The 20,906-nt window shown below is 71.3% G+C and carries 19 protein-coding genes; 1 reads left to right on the top strand and 18 read right to left on the bottom strand.

The annotated features are described in order from the left end of the window. Positions 1-50: 50 nt before the first annotated feature. The 10 genes from E9998_RS11990 to E9998_RS11945 form a co-directional block, all read right to left on the bottom strand. The gene (locus E9998_RS11990) at positions 51-1,001 is read right to left on the bottom strand and encodes an RluA family pseudouridine synthase (RefSeq protein ID WP_136529937.1); all 951 of its coding nucleotides are present in this window, start codon (positions 999-1,001) and stop codon (positions 51-53) included. Beyond that, positions 998-1,651 (bottom strand): signal peptidase II, encoded by a 654-nt coding sequence (gene lspA / locus E9998_RS11985; RefSeq protein ID WP_204745406.1) that lies wholly within the window; start codon positions 1,649-1,651, stop codon positions 998-1,000. The genes E9998_RS11990 and lspA overlap by 4 nt, the downstream gene beginning before the upstream one ends. Beyond that, a complete protein-coding gene (locus E9998_RS11980) occupies positions 1,624-2,124 on the bottom strand; it encodes a TraR/DksA family transcriptional regulator (RefSeq protein WP_420842432.1) in 501 nt (166 codons plus the stop codon). The genes lspA and E9998_RS11980 overlap by 28 nt, the downstream gene beginning before the upstream one ends. Before the next feature lie 331 nt (positions 2,125-2,455). After that, positions 2,456-3,106: a hypothetical protein gene (locus E9998_RS11975; RefSeq protein WP_204745405.1), complete on the bottom strand. Its 651-nt coding sequence runs from the start codon at positions 3,104-3,106 to the stop codon at positions 2,456-2,458. Positions 3,107-3,419: 313 nt separating this feature from the next. Then, positions 3,420-4,373, bottom strand: a complete 954-nt coding sequence (locus E9998_RS11970; protein WP_136529935.1) for a DivIVA domain-containing protein — start codon at positions 4,371-4,373, stop codon at positions 3,420-3,422. A gap of 82 nt (positions 4,374-4,455) precedes the next feature. After that, positions 4,456-4,749 carry a YggT family protein gene (locus tag E9998_RS11965; RefSeq protein WP_136529934.1) on the bottom strand — a complete coding sequence of 98 codons (294 nt, stop codon included), beginning with the start codon at positions 4,747-4,749 and terminating at the stop codon, positions 4,456-4,458. A gap of 20 nt (positions 4,750-4,769) precedes the next feature. Continuing rightward, a complete protein-coding gene (locus E9998_RS11960) occupies positions 4,770-5,348 on the bottom strand; it encodes a cell division protein SepF (protein WP_136529933.1) in 579 nt (192 codons plus the stop codon). A gap of 139 nt (positions 5,349-5,487) precedes the next feature. After that, positions 5,488-6,237, bottom strand: a complete 750-nt coding sequence (locus tag E9998_RS11955) for a YggS family pyridoxal phosphate-dependent enzyme (RefSeq protein WP_136529932.1) — start codon at positions 6,235-6,237, stop codon at positions 5,488-5,490. A gap of 101 nt (positions 6,238-6,338) precedes the next feature. Beyond that, a complete protein-coding gene (ftsZ, locus tag E9998_RS11950) occupies positions 6,339-7,445 on the bottom strand; it encodes a cell division protein FtsZ (RefSeq protein ID WP_136529931.1) in 1,107 nt (368 codons plus the stop codon). Between the two features lie 76 nt (positions 7,446-7,521). Then, positions 7,522-8,274 carry a cell division protein FtsQ/DivIB gene (locus E9998_RS11945; RefSeq protein ID WP_136529930.1) on the bottom strand — a complete coding sequence of 251 codons (753 nt, stop codon included), beginning with the start codon at positions 8,272-8,274 and terminating at the stop codon, positions 7,522-7,524. Positions 8,275-8,370: 96 nt separating this feature from the next. On the opposite strand from E9998_RS11945, the gene E9998_RS11940 reads away from it, so the two are divergent. Next, entirely contained in the window at positions 8,371-9,297 is a 927-nt protein-coding gene (locus E9998_RS11940; RefSeq protein ID WP_240037589.1) for a siderophore-interacting protein, read from the top strand. A gap of 4 nt (positions 9,298-9,301) precedes the next feature. Here E9998_RS11940 and E9998_RS11935 read toward each other — a convergent pair whose 3' ends face one another. The 8 genes from E9998_RS11935 to E9998_RS11900 all read right to left on the bottom strand — a co-directional run bounded on the left by E9998_RS11935 (position 9,302) and on the right by E9998_RS11900 (position 20,882). Further along, the gene (locus E9998_RS11935; protein ID WP_136529929.1) at positions 9,302-9,805 is read right to left on the bottom strand and encodes a hypothetical protein; all 504 of its coding nucleotides are present in this window, start codon (positions 9,803-9,805) and stop codon (positions 9,302-9,304) included. Positions 9,806-9,899: 94 nt separating this feature from the next. Further along, a complete protein-coding gene (locus E9998_RS11930) occupies positions 9,900-13,052 on the bottom strand; it encodes a COR domain-containing protein (RefSeq protein WP_158299785.1) in 3,153 nt (1,050 codons plus the stop codon). Between the two features lie 155 nt (positions 13,053-13,207). Then, entirely contained in the window at positions 13,208-14,620 is a 1,413-nt protein-coding gene (murC, locus tag E9998_RS11925; protein WP_136529927.1) for a UDP-N-acetylmuramate--L-alanine ligase, read from the bottom strand. Then, a complete protein-coding gene (locus E9998_RS11920) occupies positions 14,617-15,729 on the bottom strand; it encodes a UDP-N-acetylglucosamine--N-acetylmuramyl-(pentapeptide) pyrophosphoryl-undecaprenol N-acetylglucosamine transferase (protein ID WP_136530106.1) in 1,113 nt (370 codons plus the stop codon). The genes murC and E9998_RS11920 overlap by 4 nt, the downstream gene beginning before the upstream one ends. A gap of 2 nt (positions 15,730-15,731) precedes the next feature. Continuing rightward, positions 15,732-17,006 carry a putative lipid II flippase FtsW gene (ftsW, locus tag E9998_RS11915; RefSeq protein ID WP_136529926.1) on the bottom strand — a complete coding sequence of 425 codons (1,275 nt, stop codon included), beginning with the start codon at positions 17,004-17,006 and terminating at the stop codon, positions 15,732-15,734. Beyond that, the gene (murD, locus tag E9998_RS11910; protein ID WP_240037587.1) at positions 17,003-18,382 is read right to left on the bottom strand and encodes a UDP-N-acetylmuramoyl-L-alanine--D-glutamate ligase; all 1,380 of its coding nucleotides are present in this window, start codon (positions 18,380-18,382) and stop codon (positions 17,003-17,005) included. The genes ftsW and murD overlap by 4 nt, the downstream gene beginning before the upstream one ends. A 5-nt stretch (positions 18,383-18,387) precedes the next feature. Next, positions 18,388-19,515, bottom strand: coding sequence for a phospho-N-acetylmuramoyl-pentapeptide-transferase (gene mraY, locus E9998_RS11905; RefSeq protein WP_136529925.1), 1,128 nt, complete (start codon positions 19,513-19,515; stop codon positions 18,388-18,390). After that, on the bottom strand, positions 19,512-20,882 hold the full coding sequence (locus tag E9998_RS11900; RefSeq protein WP_136529924.1) for a UDP-N-acetylmuramoyl-tripeptide--D-alanyl-D-alanine ligase: 1,371 nt from the start codon (positions 20,880-20,882) through the stop codon (positions 19,512-19,514). Before E9998_RS11900 ends, mraY begins: the two co-directional genes overlap by 4 nt. Between the last annotated feature and the right edge of the window lie 24 nt (positions 20,883-20,906).

Below are 20,906 nucleotides of genomic sequence, written 5' to 3'. Positions count from 1 at the left end.
CACCGGCGAAGCCGTGAATCAGTTCGACCCCACCCCAGTCTAGAGGCTTCCTACTGATCGGCTCGCAACCGCGCCAGCGCCGTCTCGAGGTCCTCGGGGTATTCACTCGTGAAGGTGACCGCGCGGCCGGTGGACGGGTGCGCGAACTCCAGCCGGTAGGCGTGCAGCCACTGGCGGGTCAGGCCCAGGCGCTGGGCCAGCGTCGGGTCCGCACCGTAGGTGAGGTCGCCCGCGAGCGGGTGGCCGAGGGCCGAGAAGTGCACGCGGATCTGGTGGGTCCGGCCGGTCTCCAGGCCGAGGTCCATGAGCGAGGCGCCGGGGAAGACCTCGATCGTGTCGTAGTGGGTGACGCTCGGCTTGCCGTCGGCGACGACCGCCCACTTGTAGTCGTGGCGCGGGTGGCGCCCGATCGGCGCGTCCACGGTGCCCGACAGCGGGTCGGGGTGCCCCTGGGCGACGGCCCGGTAGCGCTTGGCGACGCGGCGCTCCTTGAAGGCGCGCTTGAGCTCCGAGTACGCGATTTCGCTCTTGGCGACGACCATGAGGCCGGAGGTGCCCACGTCGAGGCGGTGGACGATGCCCTGGCGCTCGTCGGGGCCGTGCGTGGAGAGGCGGTACCCGGCGGCGGCGAGGCCGCCGGTGACGGTGGGGCCGGTCCAGCCGGGGCTCGGGTGCGCGGCCACGCCCACGGGCTTCATGACCACGACGATGTCGTCGTCGTCGTAGACCACGTCGAGGCCTTCGACGGGTTCGGCGGTCCGGTTCCGGACGTCCTCGGGCGGCGGCGGGAGCAGCACTTCGAGCCAGGAGCCGGCGCTGAGGCGCTCGGACTTGGTCGCGCACGGCTCGCCGTCGACCGTGACGTCCCCGGCGGCGACGAGGTCGGCCGCGACGGTCCGCGACAGGCCCAGCAGCCGCGAGACGACCTGGTCGACCCGCTGGCCCTCGAAGCCCTCGGGGACCGGCATCGAGCGGGTCTGGCGCGCGTCGAGGTCGCTCATGCGTCGGCCTTCGCGTCCTCGCGCGGGCGCCTGGACTCGGGCGAGAAGCCGTGCCCGGTCAGCTCCAGCAGCACGATGAGCACCACGCCGCAGCACAGCGCCGAGTCGGCGATGTTGAAGATCGGGAACGCCTGGGCGTGGGGCTTGAACACGGAGATGAAGTCGACGACGTGGCCCTGGCCGAACGAGCCGTTGGTGAGGTCGCCGATGTCGGAGGGCGAGCGCAGCAGCCGGTCGAGGAGGTTCCCGGCCGCGCCGCCGAGCACGAGGCCGAGCGCGAGGGCCCACATCGGGTAGCGGATGCGGGTGGAGAGCCAGATGAGGAACAGCACCACGCACGAGGCGACGATGGTGAAGATCCAGGTCTTGCCGGTGCCGATGCTGAAGGCCGCCCCGGAGTTCCAGGTCAGGCTCAGGTAGACGAGCCCGCCGAGGATGCGCACGGGCTCGGCGGGGTCGAGGTTCGCCTCGGCGAGGTTCTTCGTCCACTGGTCCAGGCCGATCGCGCCGGCGGCGATGAGCAGGCACGTCAGCATCAGGCCCGGGCGGCGCCGGGGTGGTGGGGGGGTCTCGTCGGTCCCCGGTCCGCCGTCCTCGGCGGTCTCGGGCTGCGTGTCCTCGCTCAGCGTCGCTCCTCCAGCTGTTTGCAACTGACGCAGAGGGTAGCCGACGGGAAGGCGGCGAGCCTCGCCGCCGGGATGGGTTTACCGCACTTCTCACAGAAGCCGTACTCGCCCTCGTCGAGCCGTTCGAGGGCGTGGCCGACCTGCCGGATGCGCTCGGAGATGGCGCCCGCCACGGCGACCTCGTGCTCGTGCTCGACGGTCTTGGAGCCGGAGTCGATCTGGTCGTCCCCGGCGGTGTCGCTGAGCCGTTCGCGCTGGGCGAGGGCGATCGAGTCGGAGTAGCGGCGCTGCTCGGCCACGAGTTCGTCGAGGCGCTCCTGGAGCGCGGCGCGCAGCTCGGCCTGCTCGCTCTCGGTGCGCAGCTGGTGGGCCTCCTGCTCGGGCGCCGCCGGAGCGGGCGCCGCGACCACCGCCTGCTTCGCGGCGGTCTTCTTCGCCGCGGCCTTCTTGGCGGGCGCGGCCTTGGCCGCGGGCTTCTTGGCGGCGGCCTTCTTCACCGCCGCCTTCTTGACCGGGGCGGCCGTCTTCTTCGCGGCCTGCTTCTGGGTCTTCTTGGCTGGAGTCATGACGCGCCTCTGGAGGGGTATGTCGGCTCGGGTTCCGGTGGCGTCAGAGCACGCCGGGACCGCTGCGGCGGCCCGCTTCGGGCGTTCGGCATCGCGGCTCCAGTAAGTCGTGTGCTCGGGTCACCCCCGCCGGAACGAGGACAATTGCGCGCCAGGCCCCGCCGAGGCGGGTACCTGCCGCGCAATTAATCACACAGGATACGCAAGACCTGCAAGTAGGTCAATTACTTCGAGAACTTGTGTCCGGACTGTGCGTCAGCGTTCAGCGTCCCGCCACCGGCGCGAGCAGCAGACGCGAGACCGGCTCGCACAACGCGCACGGGGTGAACCCCAGCTCCAGCGCCTCGGCGACCGGCAGGGCCTCGTGCTCGCGCCCGTGCAGGTGCATGCAGGTCGTGTGGTGGAAGCGGGGCCGCCCGTCGACCACCGCGACCTCGGTGTCCAGGCGCATGAGCGCCGCGGACTCGACGCTGGACATGCGCTGCTCGACCGGCTCGTCGGCCGTCGACTCGGGCGCGCGGTGGCTCGCGGGGACCTCCCCGCGGCCCGCGCGGGCCTGGCGCGGCGGCACGTCCTCGAACCGCAGTTCGGGGTCGCGGTCGACCGCGTAGTCGGTGGACTCGAAGGTCTTGCCTTCGAGGAGCGGCATCTCGGTGGTCGGGGTGTCGTCCATCCCGATCCGCCGGAACTGCTGGGTGTCGTCGCCCGCGGGGGCGGTGCGGCGGCCCGCGTCCTTCCCCGAGGCGACGCGGGGGCGCCTGGCGCCCCGGTTGTAGAGGCCCACATACAGGGCCACGCCGGCCGCGAGGCTCGCCGCGATGGACGAGACCAGCAACTGGTTGTTCCCGGAGATCATGCCTGTGACCAGCAAGACCGCCGCGGTGACGAGGATCAGCAGGCTGCTGACGATCACGTCGAGTCCTCCCCTGCGCGAGGCGCGGGGCCCTCGCGCGGTCCTGCGCGGCCCCGGCGGGGGCCGCTGCTCCGTTGACGCATGGTGTTGACGCAAGATGCGGCGGTGAGGGCGCTCGGCCGACGTGCGGCCCGCAGTGTCCTCGGCGGTGTTGCGAGCCGCGAGGCGGCTCGGCCGAGGAGGGCGTGCGACGCCCTCACCCGCTCTTCCATGTCTAACGAGGCGATCCCCGTTCAGGTTATGGCCCGAGGGCGCACCAATGTCCGGGAGACGGACCCGACCCGGTGGGAGGCACCGGGAGGAGCGGGTGGGGTCAGCCGCGTCCGCCCTGCATCACGAAGGCCGACCGGGCGCCGGTGCGCTCGTTCGCGGCCTGCTGCTGCTGGGTCTCCTCGAAGGCCTCCTCGTCCCCGCGGCCCTGCTGGCCGTTGAGGTCGCGGAGCTGGCTCTCGAGGTAGAGCTTCAGGCGCGTGCGGTACTCGCGCTCGAAGGTCTTGAGCTCTTCGATGTTGTGCAGCAGCGACGTGCGGGAGTCCTCCAACTGGCCGATGACCTTCTGGCGCTCCTGCTCGGTCTCCAGCTCCATGCGCTCGGCCTTGTCGCGGGCCTGGCCCACGAGGTCCTCGGCCTGCGTGCGGGCCTCGGTGACCATCGTCTCGGCCTCGCGCTGCGCCTCGGTGACCATGGTCTTGGACTCGCGCTGCGCCTGCGACACCATCGTCTGCGACTCGCGCTGGGCCTCGGAGACCATCGTCTGGGCCTCGCGCTGCGCCTCGGTGAGCAGGGTGTCGGCCTCCCGGCGGGAGTCCTCCAGGTGCTCGTCCGCGGTGCGCTGGGCGACCATGAGGAGGCGCAGGGCCTCCTGCTCGCCGCCGCCGGCGGCGGGGGCCGGGGCCTCCTGCTGCGGGCCGCGCTGCGCCATCTCCTGCTGGAGCTGCTGCGCCTGCTGCTGCGAGGCGACCATCTGCTGGTGCATCTCGTGCAGCTCGCCGTCGAGCTCCTGGAGCTGCTGCTCCATGGCGTGCTTCTCCCGCTGTACCCGGTCGAGTACTGCGGCCATCTCGGCGTGGTCGGCTGCCCCGGGGGGAGCACCGGCGCGGAGGCTGTCGAGCTGAGCACGAAGCTCGCCGTTCTCGTCGCTGAGGCGAGCGAGCTCCCGCTCGACCTCATCGAGGAAACCGTCGACCTCGTCCTCGTCGTATCCGCGCTTTCCGAGCATGGGTTTCTTGAACGTGACGTTGTGAACGTCTGCTGGGGTCAGCGGCATTCGAAACTCCTTCTCAGCTGTTCGCCTGGCGCACAGGGCCACTCGACACGATAACCGCGTCTCGCACCCCCGCCCGGAGCTGCTATTGAAGGAAGCGCCCGATGACGAAGTCCATCAGGATCCACACGGACAAGAGCAGCGCCAGGAACGCCAGATCAATCGATACACTACCAAGCCTGAGAGGGGGTATCACCTTCCTCAACCCCTTCAGGGGAGGGTCGGTCACGCTGTAGACGGACTCCAGGACCGTCGCCGCCTTCGGCCCCGGCTCCCAGCGGCGGGAGAACTGGAGCACGATCCCGCAGACGAGCCGCGCAAGCAGGAACAGGTAGAAGGCGAAGAGCGCCAGATAGATCAGCTGCAGTGCCAGGTTCACGTTCGGAGTGTATCCCTCGGTCAGGACTGGTTGAAGAAACCGCCCTCGGCGATCTTCGCCTTGTCCTCGGCGGTCACCTGGACATGTGGCGGCGAGAGCAGGAACACACGGTTCGTCACCCGCTCGAAGGAGCCGCGCGTCCCGAAGATGAGACCGGCGGCGAAGTCGACCAGGCGCTTGGCGTCGGCCTCCTCCATCTCCGAGAGGTTCATGATGACCGGCGTCCCGTCGCGGTAGCGCTCACCGATGGTGCGCGCCTCGTTGTAGGTGGTCGGGTGCAGGGTGGTGATCCGGTAGTTCGCGTGGGACTCCTCCTCGACCGGCACCGCCCGCACGGGCGCGGGCTCGGCCAGGGCCAGGTTGTCCCGGGTCAGCGGCGTCACCGAACCGGAGCCGCGGTTGAGCTGGCGGACGGGGTTGCGGTCCTCGACGCCGCGGCCGACTCTGCCGGTCGTGCGCTGCGCCCCCCGGACGCGCGTCGGCGCCGGAGCCTGCTCCTCGGCGAACTCGTCGCTCTCCTCGTAACCGTTGCTGTAGCCGCGATCGTCCTCGTCCTCGATGAGGCCGAGCCAGATGCCTGCCTTCCGCATCGCGCCCATCGATCGTGCTCCCTCCTCGGGCCGCCCCTGTTGAGTCAGGTACGCGGTCTCATCCTAGCGCCGACTCCTTACACGGATGTGTTTTTGCCCGACTAACCGGCCGCCCGGTGCGACCGCGAAACCATTGCTGCCACACACCTTACGCCATCGCCTCACGTTCGCCGAGGACGTTTCTGCCCAGTCTGACCATTGTGGCCCCCGCGGCGATCGCGGCGGCGAAGTCGCCGCTCATCCCCGCCGAGACCTCCCCGGCGCCCGGATCGATCCGGCGCACCGCCGCCGAACACTCCGCAAGCAGGGCAAAGGCTTCGGACGGGTCCCAGCCGAGGGGCGCCACGGCCATGACGCCGGCGAGGCGCAGCGACGGCGCCGCCGCGATCCGCTCGGCCAGCGGCGCGAGCCCCGAGACGGCGACGCCCCCGCGCGAGACGTCCCCGTCGAGGCTCACCTGAACGAGTGCATTCACCGTCCGCGGGAGGCCGGGCGCGTCGCCCGGCGATGCCTGATTCGACAGCGCTTCATTCGACAGCGCCCGGTCGAGGGCGTCGACGAGTTCGACGCGGTCGACCGAGTGGATCCAGTCGGCATAGGACGCCACCGATCGGGCCTTGTTGCGCTGGAGGCGGCCCACGAAGTGCCACACCGGCTTCAGGCCGAGGGCGGCGAGTTCGGCGGCCTTCGGGGCGGCGTCCTGGTCGCGGTTCTCCCCCAGGTCGGTCTGGCCGAGGTCCACCAGCGCGGCCGCGTCGGAAGCAGGGAAGGTCTTGGTGACCACGACGAGTCGCACGTCCGAGGAGGGGCGTCCGGCGGCGGCGCACGCGGCGCCGATGGCTTCGCGCGTCCGGTTCAGGTTGTCCTGCAACTGGATTCGGCGCGCTGGCGTGGTCAAGACTGGGTCCTCGGCGGTCGCGGGGCGATGGGTGGAGGGGCTGCGGGGCGGGGCGGGGGCGGTCCGCCGAGTCGCACTGGTCGACTCGACGGTCCGCTCCGCTAGAAGCCGTCCTTGAGGAACGCGGGGACGTCCACGTCGTCGAACAGGACCTTGCCGCTGGACTCGCGCTCGGGCTCGGGCTCGGGCTTGCGGATCGGCTCGGGCTTCTGCTCGGGCAGCGCGGAGATCCGGGTCGGCTGCGCCAGTTCGAACTCCGCCTCGTCCACGTCGAACCCGGCGGCGATCACGGTCACCCGCGCCTCCTCGCCGAGCGCGTCGTCGATGACGGCGCCGAAGATGATGTTCGCGTCGGTGTGCGCGCAGTCGGAGACCAGCTCGGCCGCGTCGTTGATCTCGAACAGGCCCAGATCCGAACCGCCCGCGATGGAAAGGAGCACGCCGCGCGCGCCCTCCATGCTCTGCTCCAGCAGCGGCGACTCGATCGCGGCCCGCGCGGCCTCGACCGCGCGGTTCTCGCCGCGCGCCGAGCCGATGCCCATGAGGGCCGAGCCCGCGCCGGACATGACGCTCTTGACGTCCGCGAAGTCGAGGTTGATGAGGCCCGGCGTCGTGATCAGGTCGGTGATGCCCTGGACACCGGAGAGCAGTACCTGGTCGGCGAGGCGGAAGGCGTCCATCATGGAGATGGAGCGGTCGCCGAGGTGGAGGAGCCGGTCGTTGGGGATGACGATCAGCGTGTCGCACTCATTGCGCAGATCGTCTATTCCCGACACGGCCTGGGTCTGGCGGCGCTTGCCCTCGAAGGCGAACGGCCGGGTGACCACGCCGATCGTGAGCGCGCCGAGCTTGCGGGCGATGTTGGCGATGACGGGCGCGCCGCCGGTGCCGGTGCCGCCGCCCTCGCCGCAGGTCACGAAGACCATGTCGGCGCCCTTGAGGACCTCTTCGATCTCGTCGCGGTGGTCCTCGCAGGCCTTCGCCCCCACTTCGGGATTGGCGCCGGCGCCGAGTCCCCGGGTCAGCTCGCGGCCCACGTCGAGCTTCACGTCGGCGTCGCTCATCAGCAGCGCCTGGGCGTCGGTGTTGATGGCGATGAACTCGACGCCCTTGAGTCCCGCCTCGATCATCCGGTTGACAGCATTGACCCCGCCGCCTCCGACTCCAACGACTTTGATGACGGCGAGGTAGTTGTGCGGTGGTGTCATCGCTGCTGCCTTCCTTCCCTTACCGGCCCTCGGGTGCGACAAACGGGATGTGTGTGACACCCGCTCCCCCTTAACGCTAACTCACAGTGGGTGCATCTGGTGCGCTGACATCGACATGTTCGTACCCGCCCGCCAACAATCGATCGGCCACCTCGGCTTTCTGCTCTCCTTCGGAGCCGTCGCCCCATCGGAGCGTCCGTCCATCTTCGAGAAAAAGGGTGATTCCCGCCGGTGAGGGGGATTCGACGTGTTCCACCTCGTCGGCGATGGCGGCGGGGAGCGAGCGGAGGACCGCGAGGGTCTCGATCGTGGCGAGGTCGTCCGGTCCCGGATCGGCGAGTTCGACCCTCCACATCGATCCGGGGGCCTCCTCGCGCTCGTCGAACACCACACCCTCGTCGTCGACCATGAGAAAAGTCTCGTCCCCGGAGGGAACGGCGAGGTAGGGCTCGCGCTCGGTGACCGCGACGCTCACCGCGTCGGGCCACGAACGGGTGACGTCCACCGACTTGACCGGGGCGAGGGCCGCGACCGCCTCGGCGATCGCGCCGAGGTCGGCGCCGAGCACCGGGTCCCCCAGTTCGGCGGCGCCGATCGCCTCCACCTCGGCGGGATCGAGCACCGACGTGCCCGAGACCTCGATGCGCCGCACCTGGAACCACGGGGTGGTCCACACGATCACGAAGGCCGCCAACAGCAGAGCCAGCACGCCCGTGACGGTCCAGCGGAGCCGCCGCGCGGCCTTGGAACCGCGCGGGGGCCGCAGGCGGCGCACCACGTGGACGAGCCGCCAGGGCCCGGGTTCGGACGGGTTCTCAGCGCCGCGCATGGGTCGATGATGGCACGCGGGCGCCCGCCTGCGGTGGCGGCACGCCCGGACCCTCAGATAAGGTTAGGCATACCTTATCTATGCGAAGGAGCGAGTGTGGCGACCCAGACCGAGGAACCGACCGAGCACACGCGGCCCGCCGTCCGGGCGTGGGAGCAGTTCCCCGTCACCGTGGCGGCGCTGCGGCGGCTCAGCCCTTCGTTCGTCCGCGTGACCTTCACCGGCGAGACCCTCGCCCACTTCGCCGACAACGGCCTCGACCAGCGCTTCAAACTCATCCTCCCGGCCGCCGCCTGCGGCTTCGACAAGATGACCGGCGGCGACCGCTGGTACTCCGAACTGCGCGCGCTCCCCGAGGACGAGCAGTGCGGCGTGCGCACCTACACCGTGCGCGCCGTGCGCGCGGACCTCGCCGAGGTCGACGTCGACATGGTCGTCCACGACGCCCACGACCCGGCCGACTGCGGCCCGGCCCTGCGCTGGCTCCGCGACGCGAAGGCCGGCGACGAGGCGCTGCTGCTGGGCCCGGACGCCCGCTGGGACGGCCCGCACGGCGGCGTCGACTTCCACGCCCCCGAGGGCGCCGAACTCCTCATCGCCGGGGACGAGACCGCCGCCCCCGCGATCGCCGCGATCCTCGAAGACCTCCCGATCACCGCGCGCGGCAAGGTCTTCATCGAAGTCCCCGAGGCCGCCGACGTCCTCGAACTCGACGCGCCCGAGGACGTCGAGGTCGTGTGGCTCCCCCGCGACGGCGAGGCCTGGGGCGAGCGGCTCGTCCCGGCCGTCACCGAGGCGGCCAGGGGCATGGACTTCGCTCGCGACGACCAGTTCGAGGAGGTCGAGGACGAGATGGTCTGGGAGGCGCCCGAGGAGGCCGGCCCGTCCGACGCCTACGTGTGGATCGCCGCCGAGACCGCCGTGGTCAAGTCCCTGCGCTTCACCATCCGCAAGGAGCTGGGCCTGCCGAAGGAGGCCGGGGCGTTCATGGGCTACTGGCGCAACGGGAAGGCCTGGGACTAGAGGGTCAGCAGTGTGCGAGGCCCGCGTCGACGAAGTCGGCGACGGGCCCTCGTCGTTTCACGGCCTCGTCGTAGTAGAGGACCTCGCCCTCGCCGAGGTCGGCGATTTCGGCCGTGGTGAAGTCGATCGAGCCGAGGGTCCCTTCGGTGGTGGGCCAGGCCCTGGCCTCGTAGACGCGGCCCTCGGTGAACTCGGCGCCCGCGATCACGGCCTCCCAGCGGCCGCCGGGGTCGGTGAGCGAGACCGCGGCCGGATCGTCGTCGCGCGGCTCGGGGTTCGACAGCTCCAGGTCCTCGCGCCAGTCCTGGACCGTCGGCGAGGCCGTCCCGGTCTCCGGCGCCGAGGAGACCTCGATGTGCTCGGCGGGGCCCTCGCAGGAGGCCATCACCAGGACCGGCCCGCCCGCGTCGTCCACGCCGACGGCCACGGCGCCGACCGGCGGCAGGCTGCACGCCGAGAGGCCGAAGGCCGCCAGAGCGGTCGCCGCCGCGATGAGGAGTGCGCGCATCCCTCCAGTGGACACCAAGGGAGGGCGCGGCGCCAGCGTCCGCGCCCCGATCGGGACCGGACCGTTGCCGCCCGGTGACTCCCGGAGGGCCGCGTCACTCGAACCGCGGGGGGCCCGGTTCGTACTCGCTGCGGAACGAGCGGTGGACCCACAGGTACTTGTCGAGGTCCCGGACGCGTTCGAGCCCGCCGAAACCGGGGTCGGCCTGCGCCAGGAACGCGTGGAGGCGCCGCAGCTCCGCGCCCGAGCGCCCGTCCGAGGCCATCCAGGGCTGCTCCCCCGCACCGTCGAGGGCTTCACCGGCGAGTTCGGTGATCGTCTCCAGGGACTCCTCGGCGAGCGCCAGGTGGAGTTCCAGCGCCGAGGGGTCGATCCCGGGCAGGATCGCGTCCAAGCCGGCGCCGGGGACGAGGATCGAGCCGAGGGCCTTGAGGGATCGCTTGATCCAGGGCGCGGAGCGGACCAGCCAGTCGCGCGGCACGTCGATCTCGTAGACGCCGCTGGAGGGGTCGCCGTCGAGGACGTACAGCGGCAGGCGGGAGTGCTCGCACCACAGCACCACGCGGACCCCCACGTGCGTGAGCCGCTCGTGCCAGGCCCGGCGGTCCCGCAGCTCCACGGTGTAGAAGCGGGGCCCGCGGGCGGCCTCGTCGGAGACGAGCGCGATGAGCTTCCGGATCTCGCGCTGGGTGGCGGCCCACTGCTCGGCCGCGGACAGGTCGGCGGCCCGCGAGAGCTCGGGGTCGCCCCCGGCGCGGGACGCGACCGTGCTGGTTTCGACCGTGCTGGTCTCAACCGCTCGCTCCTCGTTCTCCAGTTGACGGTGGATGAGGTCGTCGATCGGCACGTCGGCCCAGCAGCGGCGGCACTCGGCGGTCCGGCGCCCCAGGCTGCGGCGGGTGAGCAGGCGCTCCAGTCCGAACAGGCCCGTCCGGGAGCGGTCGGGGTCGAGGCACTCGCCGCCGCAGGGCACGAGCCGCTTCAGCCGGAAGCCCGGCCACAGCTCGCCGACGTACTCGTCGAGGTCGCTGACGAACACTTCGAGGAACTGGCCCGGGTACGGGGCCTTCACCGAGATGCGCAGCCGCTGCTCCTCGACGCGGACCATAGCGCGCGAGTACGGGTCGGGCTGGATGACGAACCCGTTGTGCCAGTGGACGCTCTCCTCGTACCGCTCGCGGCCGAGGGAGCGGCGGTGCCAGCGCACGATGAGCCGGTGCACGAGGCCTTCGGGGAGAGCCTTGGCGCCGCGGGTGTCGAGGAACTCGCAGAGCTGCTCGTCCTGGCGCAGGTGGGGGCCGAACCCGTCCCAGACCGCCGCGAGCGGCGGCGGGGTCTCGTCCACGAGCTGCGCGACGAGGCTGCGGCCGGGTTCGCCCTCGCGGCCCGAGATGCGGTAGGAGATGTCGTACTTCTCCATGAGCCGCAGCAGGGCCGGGTGGAACCTCGGGTCGTGGCGCATGTGCGCGGGCCTGCCGGGGTCGTCCCACAGCTCGCGGAGGTGGCGGTGCTCGACGAGGCCGTGGCGGCCGGCGGTGACCGGGTCGTCGAGGACGAGGCTGATCGCGGTGCTGAGCCAGTCGCCCTTGAGGACCACGAGGTTCTCCAGGCCGTCGATCTCGGGGTAGTGGATCCAGTGCCCGAGCTGGGTGGCGACCTTGGCGAGGGCGCGGGCCGCCTCGGCGTCGACGCCGAAGGACTCGGCGCGGCGCAGGTACTCGGGGTACTCCAGGTAGGACTCGCCGCTGCGGGCGAGGGAGCGGCGCAGGTCGCGCCAGGCGGCGGGGACCTCGCGGTTGATCTGGGGGATCGCGGCCGCGGAGGCCCACAGGGCGGCCTTCAGCTCCGCGATGCCGGTGCCGGTGCGGGAGTCGACGAAGTGGAAGCCGCCGATGAGGTCGCCGTGGCGCTCGGCGATCGCGGCCTGGTCGATGCGGGGGTGCTGGCCGTCGGCGTCCGCGTGCGTGGCGACGATGTGGATCGTGACGTTCTCGTCGCTGGTGCGGCGGCGGACCAGGTCGATCCAGTAGTCCACGAACCCCTGCATGGGGCCCTGGCGGGCCTTCCAGACGACGGCGTACAAGGCGGGGGCGGTGAAGAACAGCTGGTGGGTGGGGCGGTAGGCCTTCTGCCCGCCGAAGTCCCAGGCGTTGAGGGTGATCGCCTGGGCCGGGTCGCCGTCGGGGGCGGGGGTCTCCAGGGTCTTGACCTCGATGCCGTGGGTGGAGCCGCGGCCGGGGTCGAAGGACTCGCCGCGCATGGCGGCCAGGAGCGAGCTCTTGCCGACCTCGCCTTCGCCCACGAGCACGAGCTTGGCCTCGCGGAGGGGGGCGCTCTCGACGTCGATGCCCGCGAAGAGCTGGCCCAGTTCGACCAGGCCGGTCTCCGCGGCGGCCCAGTACTCGGGGGGCAGGAGGTTGCCGTCGATGTAGAGCCCGCCGAGGTGCTCCAGTTCGGTGATGGACCGGGGCAGGGCGCGGAGCTTGTTGTTCTCGGCGTCGAGGCGGATCAGCTCGGTGAGGGCGCCGATGTGCTCGGGCAGCTCGGTGAAGCGGTTGCGGTTGAGGTTGAGCCGGTTGAGCTTCGTGAGCGCGGCGATGGAGAGCGGCAGCGAGCTGAGCCGGTTCGAGTCGAGTCCGAGGTGGACGAGGTTGGCGAGGCGGCCGATCGAGTCGGGCAGCTCGGTGAGCCCGGTGTTGGACATGTCGAGGCGGGTCAGGCCCGTCAGTTCGGTGACCGGCGCGGGGAGGGCGCCGAGCGGGTTGCGGCCGAGGTCGAGCCGGGGGAGGGCGTGCAGGCGCGCGGTGGAGGCGGGGGGGTCGGTGAGGCGGGTGGCGAACAGCTCGAGCCGCACCAGCCGGGAGAGGCGGCCGATCGAGCCGGGGAGCGCGGAGATGCGGTTGCGGTCGAGGTCGACGCGGGTGAGCGCGGTGAGGCGCCCGATGGAGGCGGGGACGGAGGTCAGCTGGTTGTCGCCGAGGTTGAGCTCGACGAGGTTGACGAGGTTCCCGATGGACTCGGGCAGGGCCTCGATCCGGTTGCCGTAGAGGTTCAACCGGGTGAGCTGGGTGAGTTCGCCGATCCACTCCGGGACGCGGGTGAGCCCGTTGACGGAGAGGTCGAGGTCGACGACGTCCTTGAGGTTCCTGACGCCTTCGGGGAAGGCCGTGAGGTTGTAGTGGGTCAGGCTGAACGCGGTGCGGCGCTGCCGCTTCGCTTCCGCGATCGGTCTCCTGGGGTTCGGCATGCGGCGATCACCTGGCGGGGGTCGGTGCGGGTCGGCACCGCACATCGTACCGTCCGGGGGCGGCAGTCCGGTGTTCTCCGATCCCGTTGCGCCGCATGAAGAACAGGTGAACGTTGGGTGTGTTGGGGGCGGCGCGGCGGCGCCGCCCCTCGCCGTCAGCGGAGGAGGTCGTCGGGCATGAGCGAGACCGGCGGGGCGCCCATCGTCACGACGACGTCGCCTTCGCCCGCCAGGGCCTTCACCGCGGCGGGGACGTCCTTCCATTCGGGCACGAAGACCTTGTCGGCCTCGGGGAGCGCGATGGCGTCGGCGAGGGCCTGGCCCCCTTCGCCTTCGGGCACGTCCTCGCCGGGGCCGAAGATCTCCATGACGACGACCTTGTCGGCGAGGGCGAGCGCCTCGGCGATCTCCTCGCGCATCTCGATGGTGCGGTAGACGCGGTAGGGCTGGAAGACCACGACGAGGTCGCCGGGGGCGGCGACCTCCTTGAGGGTCTTCACGGCCTCGGTCATGGCGGTCGGGTGGTAGGCGTACTCGTCGAAGACCGAGTAGCCGTCGATCTCGCCGCGCTTCTCGAACCTGCGCTTGACGCCGCCGAAGGCCGCGATCCCGGCGGCGATGTCCTCGGGTTCGAGTCCCGCGTGCAGGCCCACGGCGATCGCCGCGGCCGAGTTCAGGGCGATGTGGCGGCCGGGCATCGGCAGGTGGAAGCGGCCGAGGACCTGGTTGTGGTGCAGGACGGTGTAGTCCACGCCGTCCCGGCCGGTCTCGACGTCGCCGAGCTGGATGTCGGCCCCGTCGCTGAACCCGTAGGTGGCGACGGTGCGACCCTCGGCGCGGAGCTTCGACGCGAGGGCGGCGGTGCCCTCGTTGTCGGCGCACAGGACGAGGAGGCCGTCCTTGTCGGTGTTGCGGCAGAACCGCTCGAAGGCCTCGGTGAGGGAGGCCATGTCGCCGTAGGTGTTGAGGTGGTCGAGGTCGATGTTGGTGACGATGCCGATCTCGGGGCGGTAGCGCAGGAACGAGCGGTCGGACTCGTCGGCCTCGGCCACGAAGAACTCGCCGGAGCCGTGCGCGCCGGTGAACGCGCCGATGTTCTCGCCGCCGTTCACATAGGACGGTTCGAGGCCGGCGTGCTCCAGCATCTGCGTGATGATCGCGGTGGTGGTGGTCTTGCCGTGGGTGCCGGTGACCACGATGGAGCGGCGGCCGGTCATGGCGGCGGCGAGGGCCTCGGAGCGGTGGTAGACGCGGATGCCGCGGGTGCGGGCCTCGACCACCTCGATGTGCTCGTCGTTGTGGGCGGTGGAGCGGACGACCGTGTCGACGCCGTCGAGGTTCGCGGGCGTGTGCTCGCGGTGGAGGGTCACGCCGAGGCGCTCCAGCTCGGGCAGGCTCGGCCAGTCCTTGAGCTCGGAGCCGGAGACGGGCAGGCCGCGCGTGGCGTAGAGGCGGGTGAGGCCGTTCATGCCGACGCCGCCGACCCCTATGAACAGGACGCGTCCGAGGTCCTCGGCGGTGACGCCCTCGTCGATCGGGCTCGTCAGGTCGTTCGGGTCGTCGCTCATGCCTGCTCCAGGACCTTGATGGTGTAGTTGCGCAGCGCCTCGTCGCCGGTGCGCGAGCCGAAGGCCGCGGAGGCCTGCGACATGGCCGCGATCCGGGCGGGGTCGGTGATGAGGGGCACGAGGTTGGCCTCGATCCATGCGGGGCTGAGGTTCTCGTCGTCGCAGAACACGGCGCCGCCGCCTTCGACGAGCGGCCCGGCGGTGCGGTACTGCTCCTTGTTGCCCCAGGGCATGGGGACGAACACGGTGGGCACGCCGAGGGCGCTGACCTCGGCGACGGTCATGGAGCCGCCGCGGGCGAGGACCATGTCGGCGGCGGCGTAGCCGAGGTCCATGCGGTCGAGGTACGGGAGGGTGCGGTAGGCGACGGGCAGGTTCTCGGGGATGTGGATGGGCTCTTCGCGGCGGGCGCCGGTGATGTGCAGGACCTGGACGCCGCGGTGGGTGAGGACCTGGGCGGCGCCGGAGACGGCGTTGTTGATCGAGGCCGCGCCCTGGGAGCCGCCGTAGACGAACAGGACGGGGCGGCGCGGGTCGAGCCCGAAGTACTGGCAGGCCTGGGCGCGCATCGCGGCGCGGTCGAGGCGGGCGATCTCGGGGCGCAGCGGGACGCCGGTGAAGGTGCCGTCGGCGAGGACCGGCGAGGCCTGCTTGAGGTGGGGGAAACCGAGGGCGAGGTTGTCGCTGAACTTGAGGGCGAGCTTGTTGGCGACCCCGGGCGGGTCGTTGAACTCGAAGATGACCATGGGGGTCTTGCGGCGCCAGGCGGCGAGGTAGGCGGGGACGGCGACGTAGCCGCCGAAGCCGATCACGACGTCGGCGTGGACCTCGTCCATGATCTCGCGGGTCGCCTTCATGGCCTTGAGCATCCGGGGGGCCGTCAGCAGCAGGTCGAGGTTGACCTTGCGGGGCAGCTGGTGGGCCGGGACGTTGCGGAGGTCGTACCCGGCCTTGGGGATGAGGTCGTTCTCCAGGCCCTTCTCGGTGCCGAGGCAGGTGACGCGGACGTGGGGGTCGTGCCGGCGCAGGCAGTCGGCGAAGGCCAGGAGCGGGTAGATGTGGCCGCCGGTGCCGCCGCCCGCGAGGACGACCGATCGAAGCTGAGGCAACGTCATGTCTTTCTGGTCGAAGGGACGGTTTCGGACTCGGAGTCCGAGCGAGGGGCGGGCGGCAGGGGGGCCCACAGCAAGCGTACGAGACGGGAGGGGTTGCGGGCCCGGAGCGCCTGGGCGGCGTCGGGTTCGGCACGCGCGAACCCCGCGAGCATCCCGATGGCCGCCAGCACGACCACGAGGGCGGTGCCGCCGTCGGAGATGAACGGCAGCGGCACCCCGGTCATGGGGATGAGCCCGAGGACGCCGCCGATGTTGATGAAGGCCTGGCCCGCGATCCAGATGGTCACGCCCGCGGCCACGAGCGCCCGGAACGGGTCGTCGGAGCGGCGGGCGATGCGGAAGCCGGTGAAGACCAGGACGCCGAACAGCGCGAGGATCACCAGGCAGCCCACGACGCCGAGCTCCTCGGCGATGAGGGCGAAGATGAAGTCGTTGTGGCCGTTGGGCAGCCACTCCCACTTCTGGCGGCTCTCGCCGAGGCCGACTCCGAACCAGCCGCCGTCGGCGATCGCGTAGTAGCCCTGGATGGCCTGGTAGCCCCAGGTGTCGGCGAAGTCCTCGGGGCGCGAGAAGGAGATGATGCGCTCCATCCGGTAGCCCTCGAAGAAGATGAGGAGCGCCGAGCCGACGAGCGCGGTGCCGAACAGGACGCCGAGGATGCGCAGCGGCACGCCCGAGGCCCACAGCAGGCCGATGAACATCGCGACGATGATGAGCATCGTTCCCAGGTCGGCGTAGCCGATGATGATCATGAGGAGCCCGGCGATCGGGAACATGGGGATCGCCAGGTCACGCCAGGAGGCGATGCGCGGGCCCAGGCGCACCAGCGAGTCCGCGGCCCACAGGAGCAGCGCGAACTTCGCGATCTCGGCGGGCTGGAACTGCACCGATCCGATGTGGATCCACAGGTTGTCGGTGGCGATGCCGCCGGAGGGGTCCTCGGAGCCGTCCTGGGCGATCGACATGACGACCAGGAAGAGCCCCAGGAGGATCGCGACGACCAGGAGCGGGCGCGACAGGGCCCGGTAGGTGCGCGCGGGCAGGCGCTGGGCGACCCAGAAGCAGACGAGGCCCACCACGGCCCAGATGACCTGCTGGAGGATGACCGAGAACGGGTCGCCGGTGGCCCGGTAGGACTCGACCATCGTGGCCGAGAAGACCATCACGAGGCCGATGGTGAGCAGCAGCGCCGAGGAGGAGAGCAGCAGGTAGTAGGAGGCGAGCGGCCGGTCGAGGAGGCCGCGCAGCAGCTCGGTGAACCCGCTCCTCACTCGGCCTCACCCTCGATCAGGGCGCGCGCGGCGGCGGCGAACGCGTCGCCGCGGTGCGCGTAGGAGGTGAACATGTCGTAGGAGGCCCCGGCCGGGGAGAGGAGCACGGTGTCCCCCGGTTCGGCGAGGGCCGCCGCGTGGGCGGCGACGTCGGTCATCACTGCATCGTCGCGGCCGTCGAGCACGACGACGGGGAGGTCCGGGGCGTGTCGCGCCAGCGCGTCGGCGAGGAGTGCCCGGTCCTGTCCGATGAGGACGGCGCCGCGCATCTTCGGGGCGAACTGGGCGGCCAGGCCGTCGACGTCGACGCCTTTGAGCTGGCCGCCGGCGATCCACACGATGGAGTCGTAGGCGGCGAGCGCGGCGGCGGCGGCGTGCGGGTTGGTGGCCTTGGAGTCGTCGACCCAGGTGACGCCGCCGTGCTCGGTGAGCGTGACGTTGCGGTGGGGTTCGGGGACGTACTTGCGCAGGGCGTCGCCGATGTCGCGGTGGGCGACGCCGACCTGGCGGGCGAGGGCGGCGGCGGCGAGGGCGTTGGCGACGTTGTGCCAGCCGGGGGGCCGGATGTCGTCGACCGAGCAGATCTGGACGGGTTCGGGGCCGGTGTGGTCGACCAGGTAGCCGAGGGCCACGCCGAACTGGCCGGGGTCGGGCTGGTTGAGGGTGAAGCCGGTGACCGCGGCGTCGGTGTGCTTGGCGAGGGCGACCACGGCGGGGTCGTCGAGGTTGACGACGGCCTCGCCGCCGCGCCAGACGGCGGCCTTGGCCTCGGCGTAGGCGTCGAAGCCGCCGTGCCAGTCGAGGTGGTCGGGGGCGAGGTTGAGGACGGCCCCGGCGGTCGGGGCGAGGCGCGAGGACCAGTGGAGCTGGTAGCTGGAGAGTTCGACGGCGATGACGTCGAAGGGGCCGTTGGCCGCGCGCACGAGCGGGACGCCGATGTTGCCGAGGGCGGCGGTGCGCAGGCCCGCGGTCTCCAGGATGGCGGCGAGCATGGTCGTGGTGGTGGTCTTGCCGTTGGTGCCGGTGACGGCGAGCCAACGGGCGGCGCCGGGCTCGCGCAGGCGCCAGGCGAGTTCGGGTTCGGAGAAGGTCTCGATGCCGGCCTCGCGGGCGGCGGCCGCGATCGGGTGGTGGGGTGGGAAGCCCGGGGAGAGCACGACCTGCTCGACGCCTTCGAGGAGCGCGGGGTCGAACTCGTCGGCCACGACGCAGACGGCGCCGCGGGCGGCGAGTTCGCGCATGCGCTCGGAGTCGGCGCGGTCGTAGACGGTGACGGCGGCGCCGCGGTCGAGGAGGACCTCGGCGCAGGCCGCTCCGGCGACGCGGGCGCCGGCGACGAGTACGGCGTCGGCCACGGGGCGGTCGGCGGTCTCCACCGGGCCTACCCCGCGATCCGCAGGAAGTCGGCGAAGAAGAATCCGAGGGCGATGGCGACGCCGATGCCGGCGATGATCCAGAAGCGCACGACGATGGTGACCTCGGACCAGCCGGCGAGTTCGAAGTGGTGCTGGATGGGCGACATGCGGAAGACGCGTCTGCCGGTGAGTTTGAAGGAGGTCACCTGGATCATGACGCTGGCGGTGGTGATGACGAAGAGGGCGCCGAGGATGGGCAGGAGCAGGATCGTCTTGGAGGCGAAGGCGAGTCCGGCGATGAGGGCGCCGAGGCTGAGGGAGCCGGAGTCGCCCATGAAGATCTGGGCGGGCGAGGTGTTCCACCACAGGAAGCCGAACATGGCGCCCGCGGCGGCGCCGGCGATGAGGGCGATCTCGAGGGGGTCGCGGACGTCGTAGCAGAGGTTCTCGGCCGGCTGCGCGCCGCCGCACCAGTGGCGGTACTCCCAGAAGCCGATGATGATGAACGCCACGAAGGCCATCATGGAGGCGCCGGTGGCGAGGCCGTCGAGGCCGTCGGTGAGGTTGACGCCGTTGGCGGTGGCGTTGACGAGGAGGACGATCACCACGACCATGCCGATCTTGGTGATGTCGAGTTCGGGGATGTCGCGGGTGAAGGAGATGAAGGGGGTCGCGACGGTCTCGGAGATGTCCGGGGAGTCGATCGAGCCGGTGTAGTAGACGGCCATGACGCCGAAGATCGTGGCGGCGATGGAGAGGCCGATGACCTTGGCGCGGCCGGAGATGCCGCCGGAGTGCTTGCGGCGGATCTTGAGCCAGTCGTCGATGAAGCCGACGGCGCCGCAGGTGATGAACAGTCCGATGAGGACCAGGCCGGTGGCGGTGAAGCCGGTGGGGCGGTTGAGGACGACGCCGTCGACCCGTTCGGGGAGGGCCATGAGGACGAGGTGGCCCGCGGCGTAGGCGAGGACGGTGGTGACGATGAAGACGACGCCGCCCATGGTGGGGGTGCCGGCCTTGGCGAGGTGGGTCTGGGGGCCGTCGGTGCGGATGGGCTGTCCGGCCTTGAGGCGTCGGAAGGCCTTGGCCGCGAGGGGCGTGAGCGCCATGGTGAGCGCGAACGCCACGAACGCGGCGACGATTACTGCTCTCACTGGTCGGTTTCCTCCTTGGCGCGCAGGTGGTCGGCGACGTCCCAGGTCCGGTATCGGGAGCCTTTCACCAGGACGGCGTCGCCGGGGCGCAGCCGGGTCCGCAGCAGCGCGATGGCCGCGGCTTGGTCGGGTACGTGGGTGGCGGTGACGCCGTCGGCACCGGTCAAGATGGGTTGGGTGCCGTCGCCGACGGCGATGACCTCGTCGATGCCCGCTTCGCGGGCCTGTTCGCCGAGGCGGTGGTGGCATTCCTCGCTCTGTGCTTCGAGGTCGGCCATGAGTCCGAGGACCGCGATGCGGCGGCCCTCGGTGGGGAGCTGCCCGAGGGTGCGGACGGCCGCGCCCATCGAGGCGGGGTTGGCGTTGTAGGAGTCGTCGATGACGACGGTGCCGTCGGGGCGGGTGAAGACGTCCATGCGGCGTTCGGAGAGGCGTCCGGCGGCCGAGAGGCTCTTGGCGATCGCCTCGGTGCTCGCGCCGAGGTGCCAGGCGGCGCCGGCGGCGGCCAGGGCGTTGTACACGTGGTGGCGGCCCCACAGGTTGAGCTGCACGTCGGCGGTGCCGTCGGGGGTGCGGAGGGTGAAGCGGTGGCGGCCGTCGCCGGGTTCGAGGTCTTCGGCGGTGAAGTCGGCCGGGCCGTCGACGCCGAAGTAGACGTCGGCGGCCTCGACGCCCTCACCCATCGCCTTGACGCGCGGGTCGTCGGCGTTGAGCACGACGTGGTCGTTCGGGCCCAGGAAGCGCGGCAGTTCGGACTTCGCCCGCGCGGTGGTCTCGATGTCGCCGAAGCCGTCGAGGTGGGAGATGCCGACGTTGAGGACGACGCCGATGTGCGGCGGGGCGATCGTGCACAGCTCGGTGATGTGGCCGAGGCCGCGGGCGGCGAGTTCGAGGACGAGGTACTTCGTGTCGGGCGCGGTCTTGCAGACGGTGTAGGGGTGGCCGAGCTCGTTGTTGAAGTTGCCCTCGGTGGCGACGGTGGGGCCGAGGTCGGCGCACACCTGCGCGAGGAGGTCCTTCGTGGAGGTCTTGCCGTTGGAGCCGGTGACGCCGATGACCGTGGCGTCCGAGCGGCGCGCGACGTCCTTGGCGAGCAGGGTGAGCGCGGCGACGGCGTCGTCCACGTAGATCGCGGGGCCCTCGACCGGGCGGGTGGCGACGGTGGCGACGGCGCCCTGCGCGAGGGCCTTGGCGGCGAACTCGTGGCCGTCCACTTTGGCGCCGGGTATGGCGAGGAAGAGCCCTCCGGGCCCGGCCTTGCGGGAGTCGAACTCGACGTCGCCGGTGACGACGGCCTCGGGGTCGGCGTGCTCGCTGAGCGTTCCGCCGACGGCGTCGGCGATCGCGGCCAGGCTCATGGGGATCACGCGGCTGACTCCTCCTGTTGTTCG

The organism is Glycomyces paridis (assembly GCF_004912155.1).
GTDB lineage: Bacteria > Actinomycetota > Actinomycetes > Mycobacteriales > Micromonosporaceae > Glycomyces > Glycomyces paridis.
The sequence above is the reverse complement of the archived record's forward strand: the minus strand, read 5'-3'. Positions and strand labels throughout refer to the sequence as shown.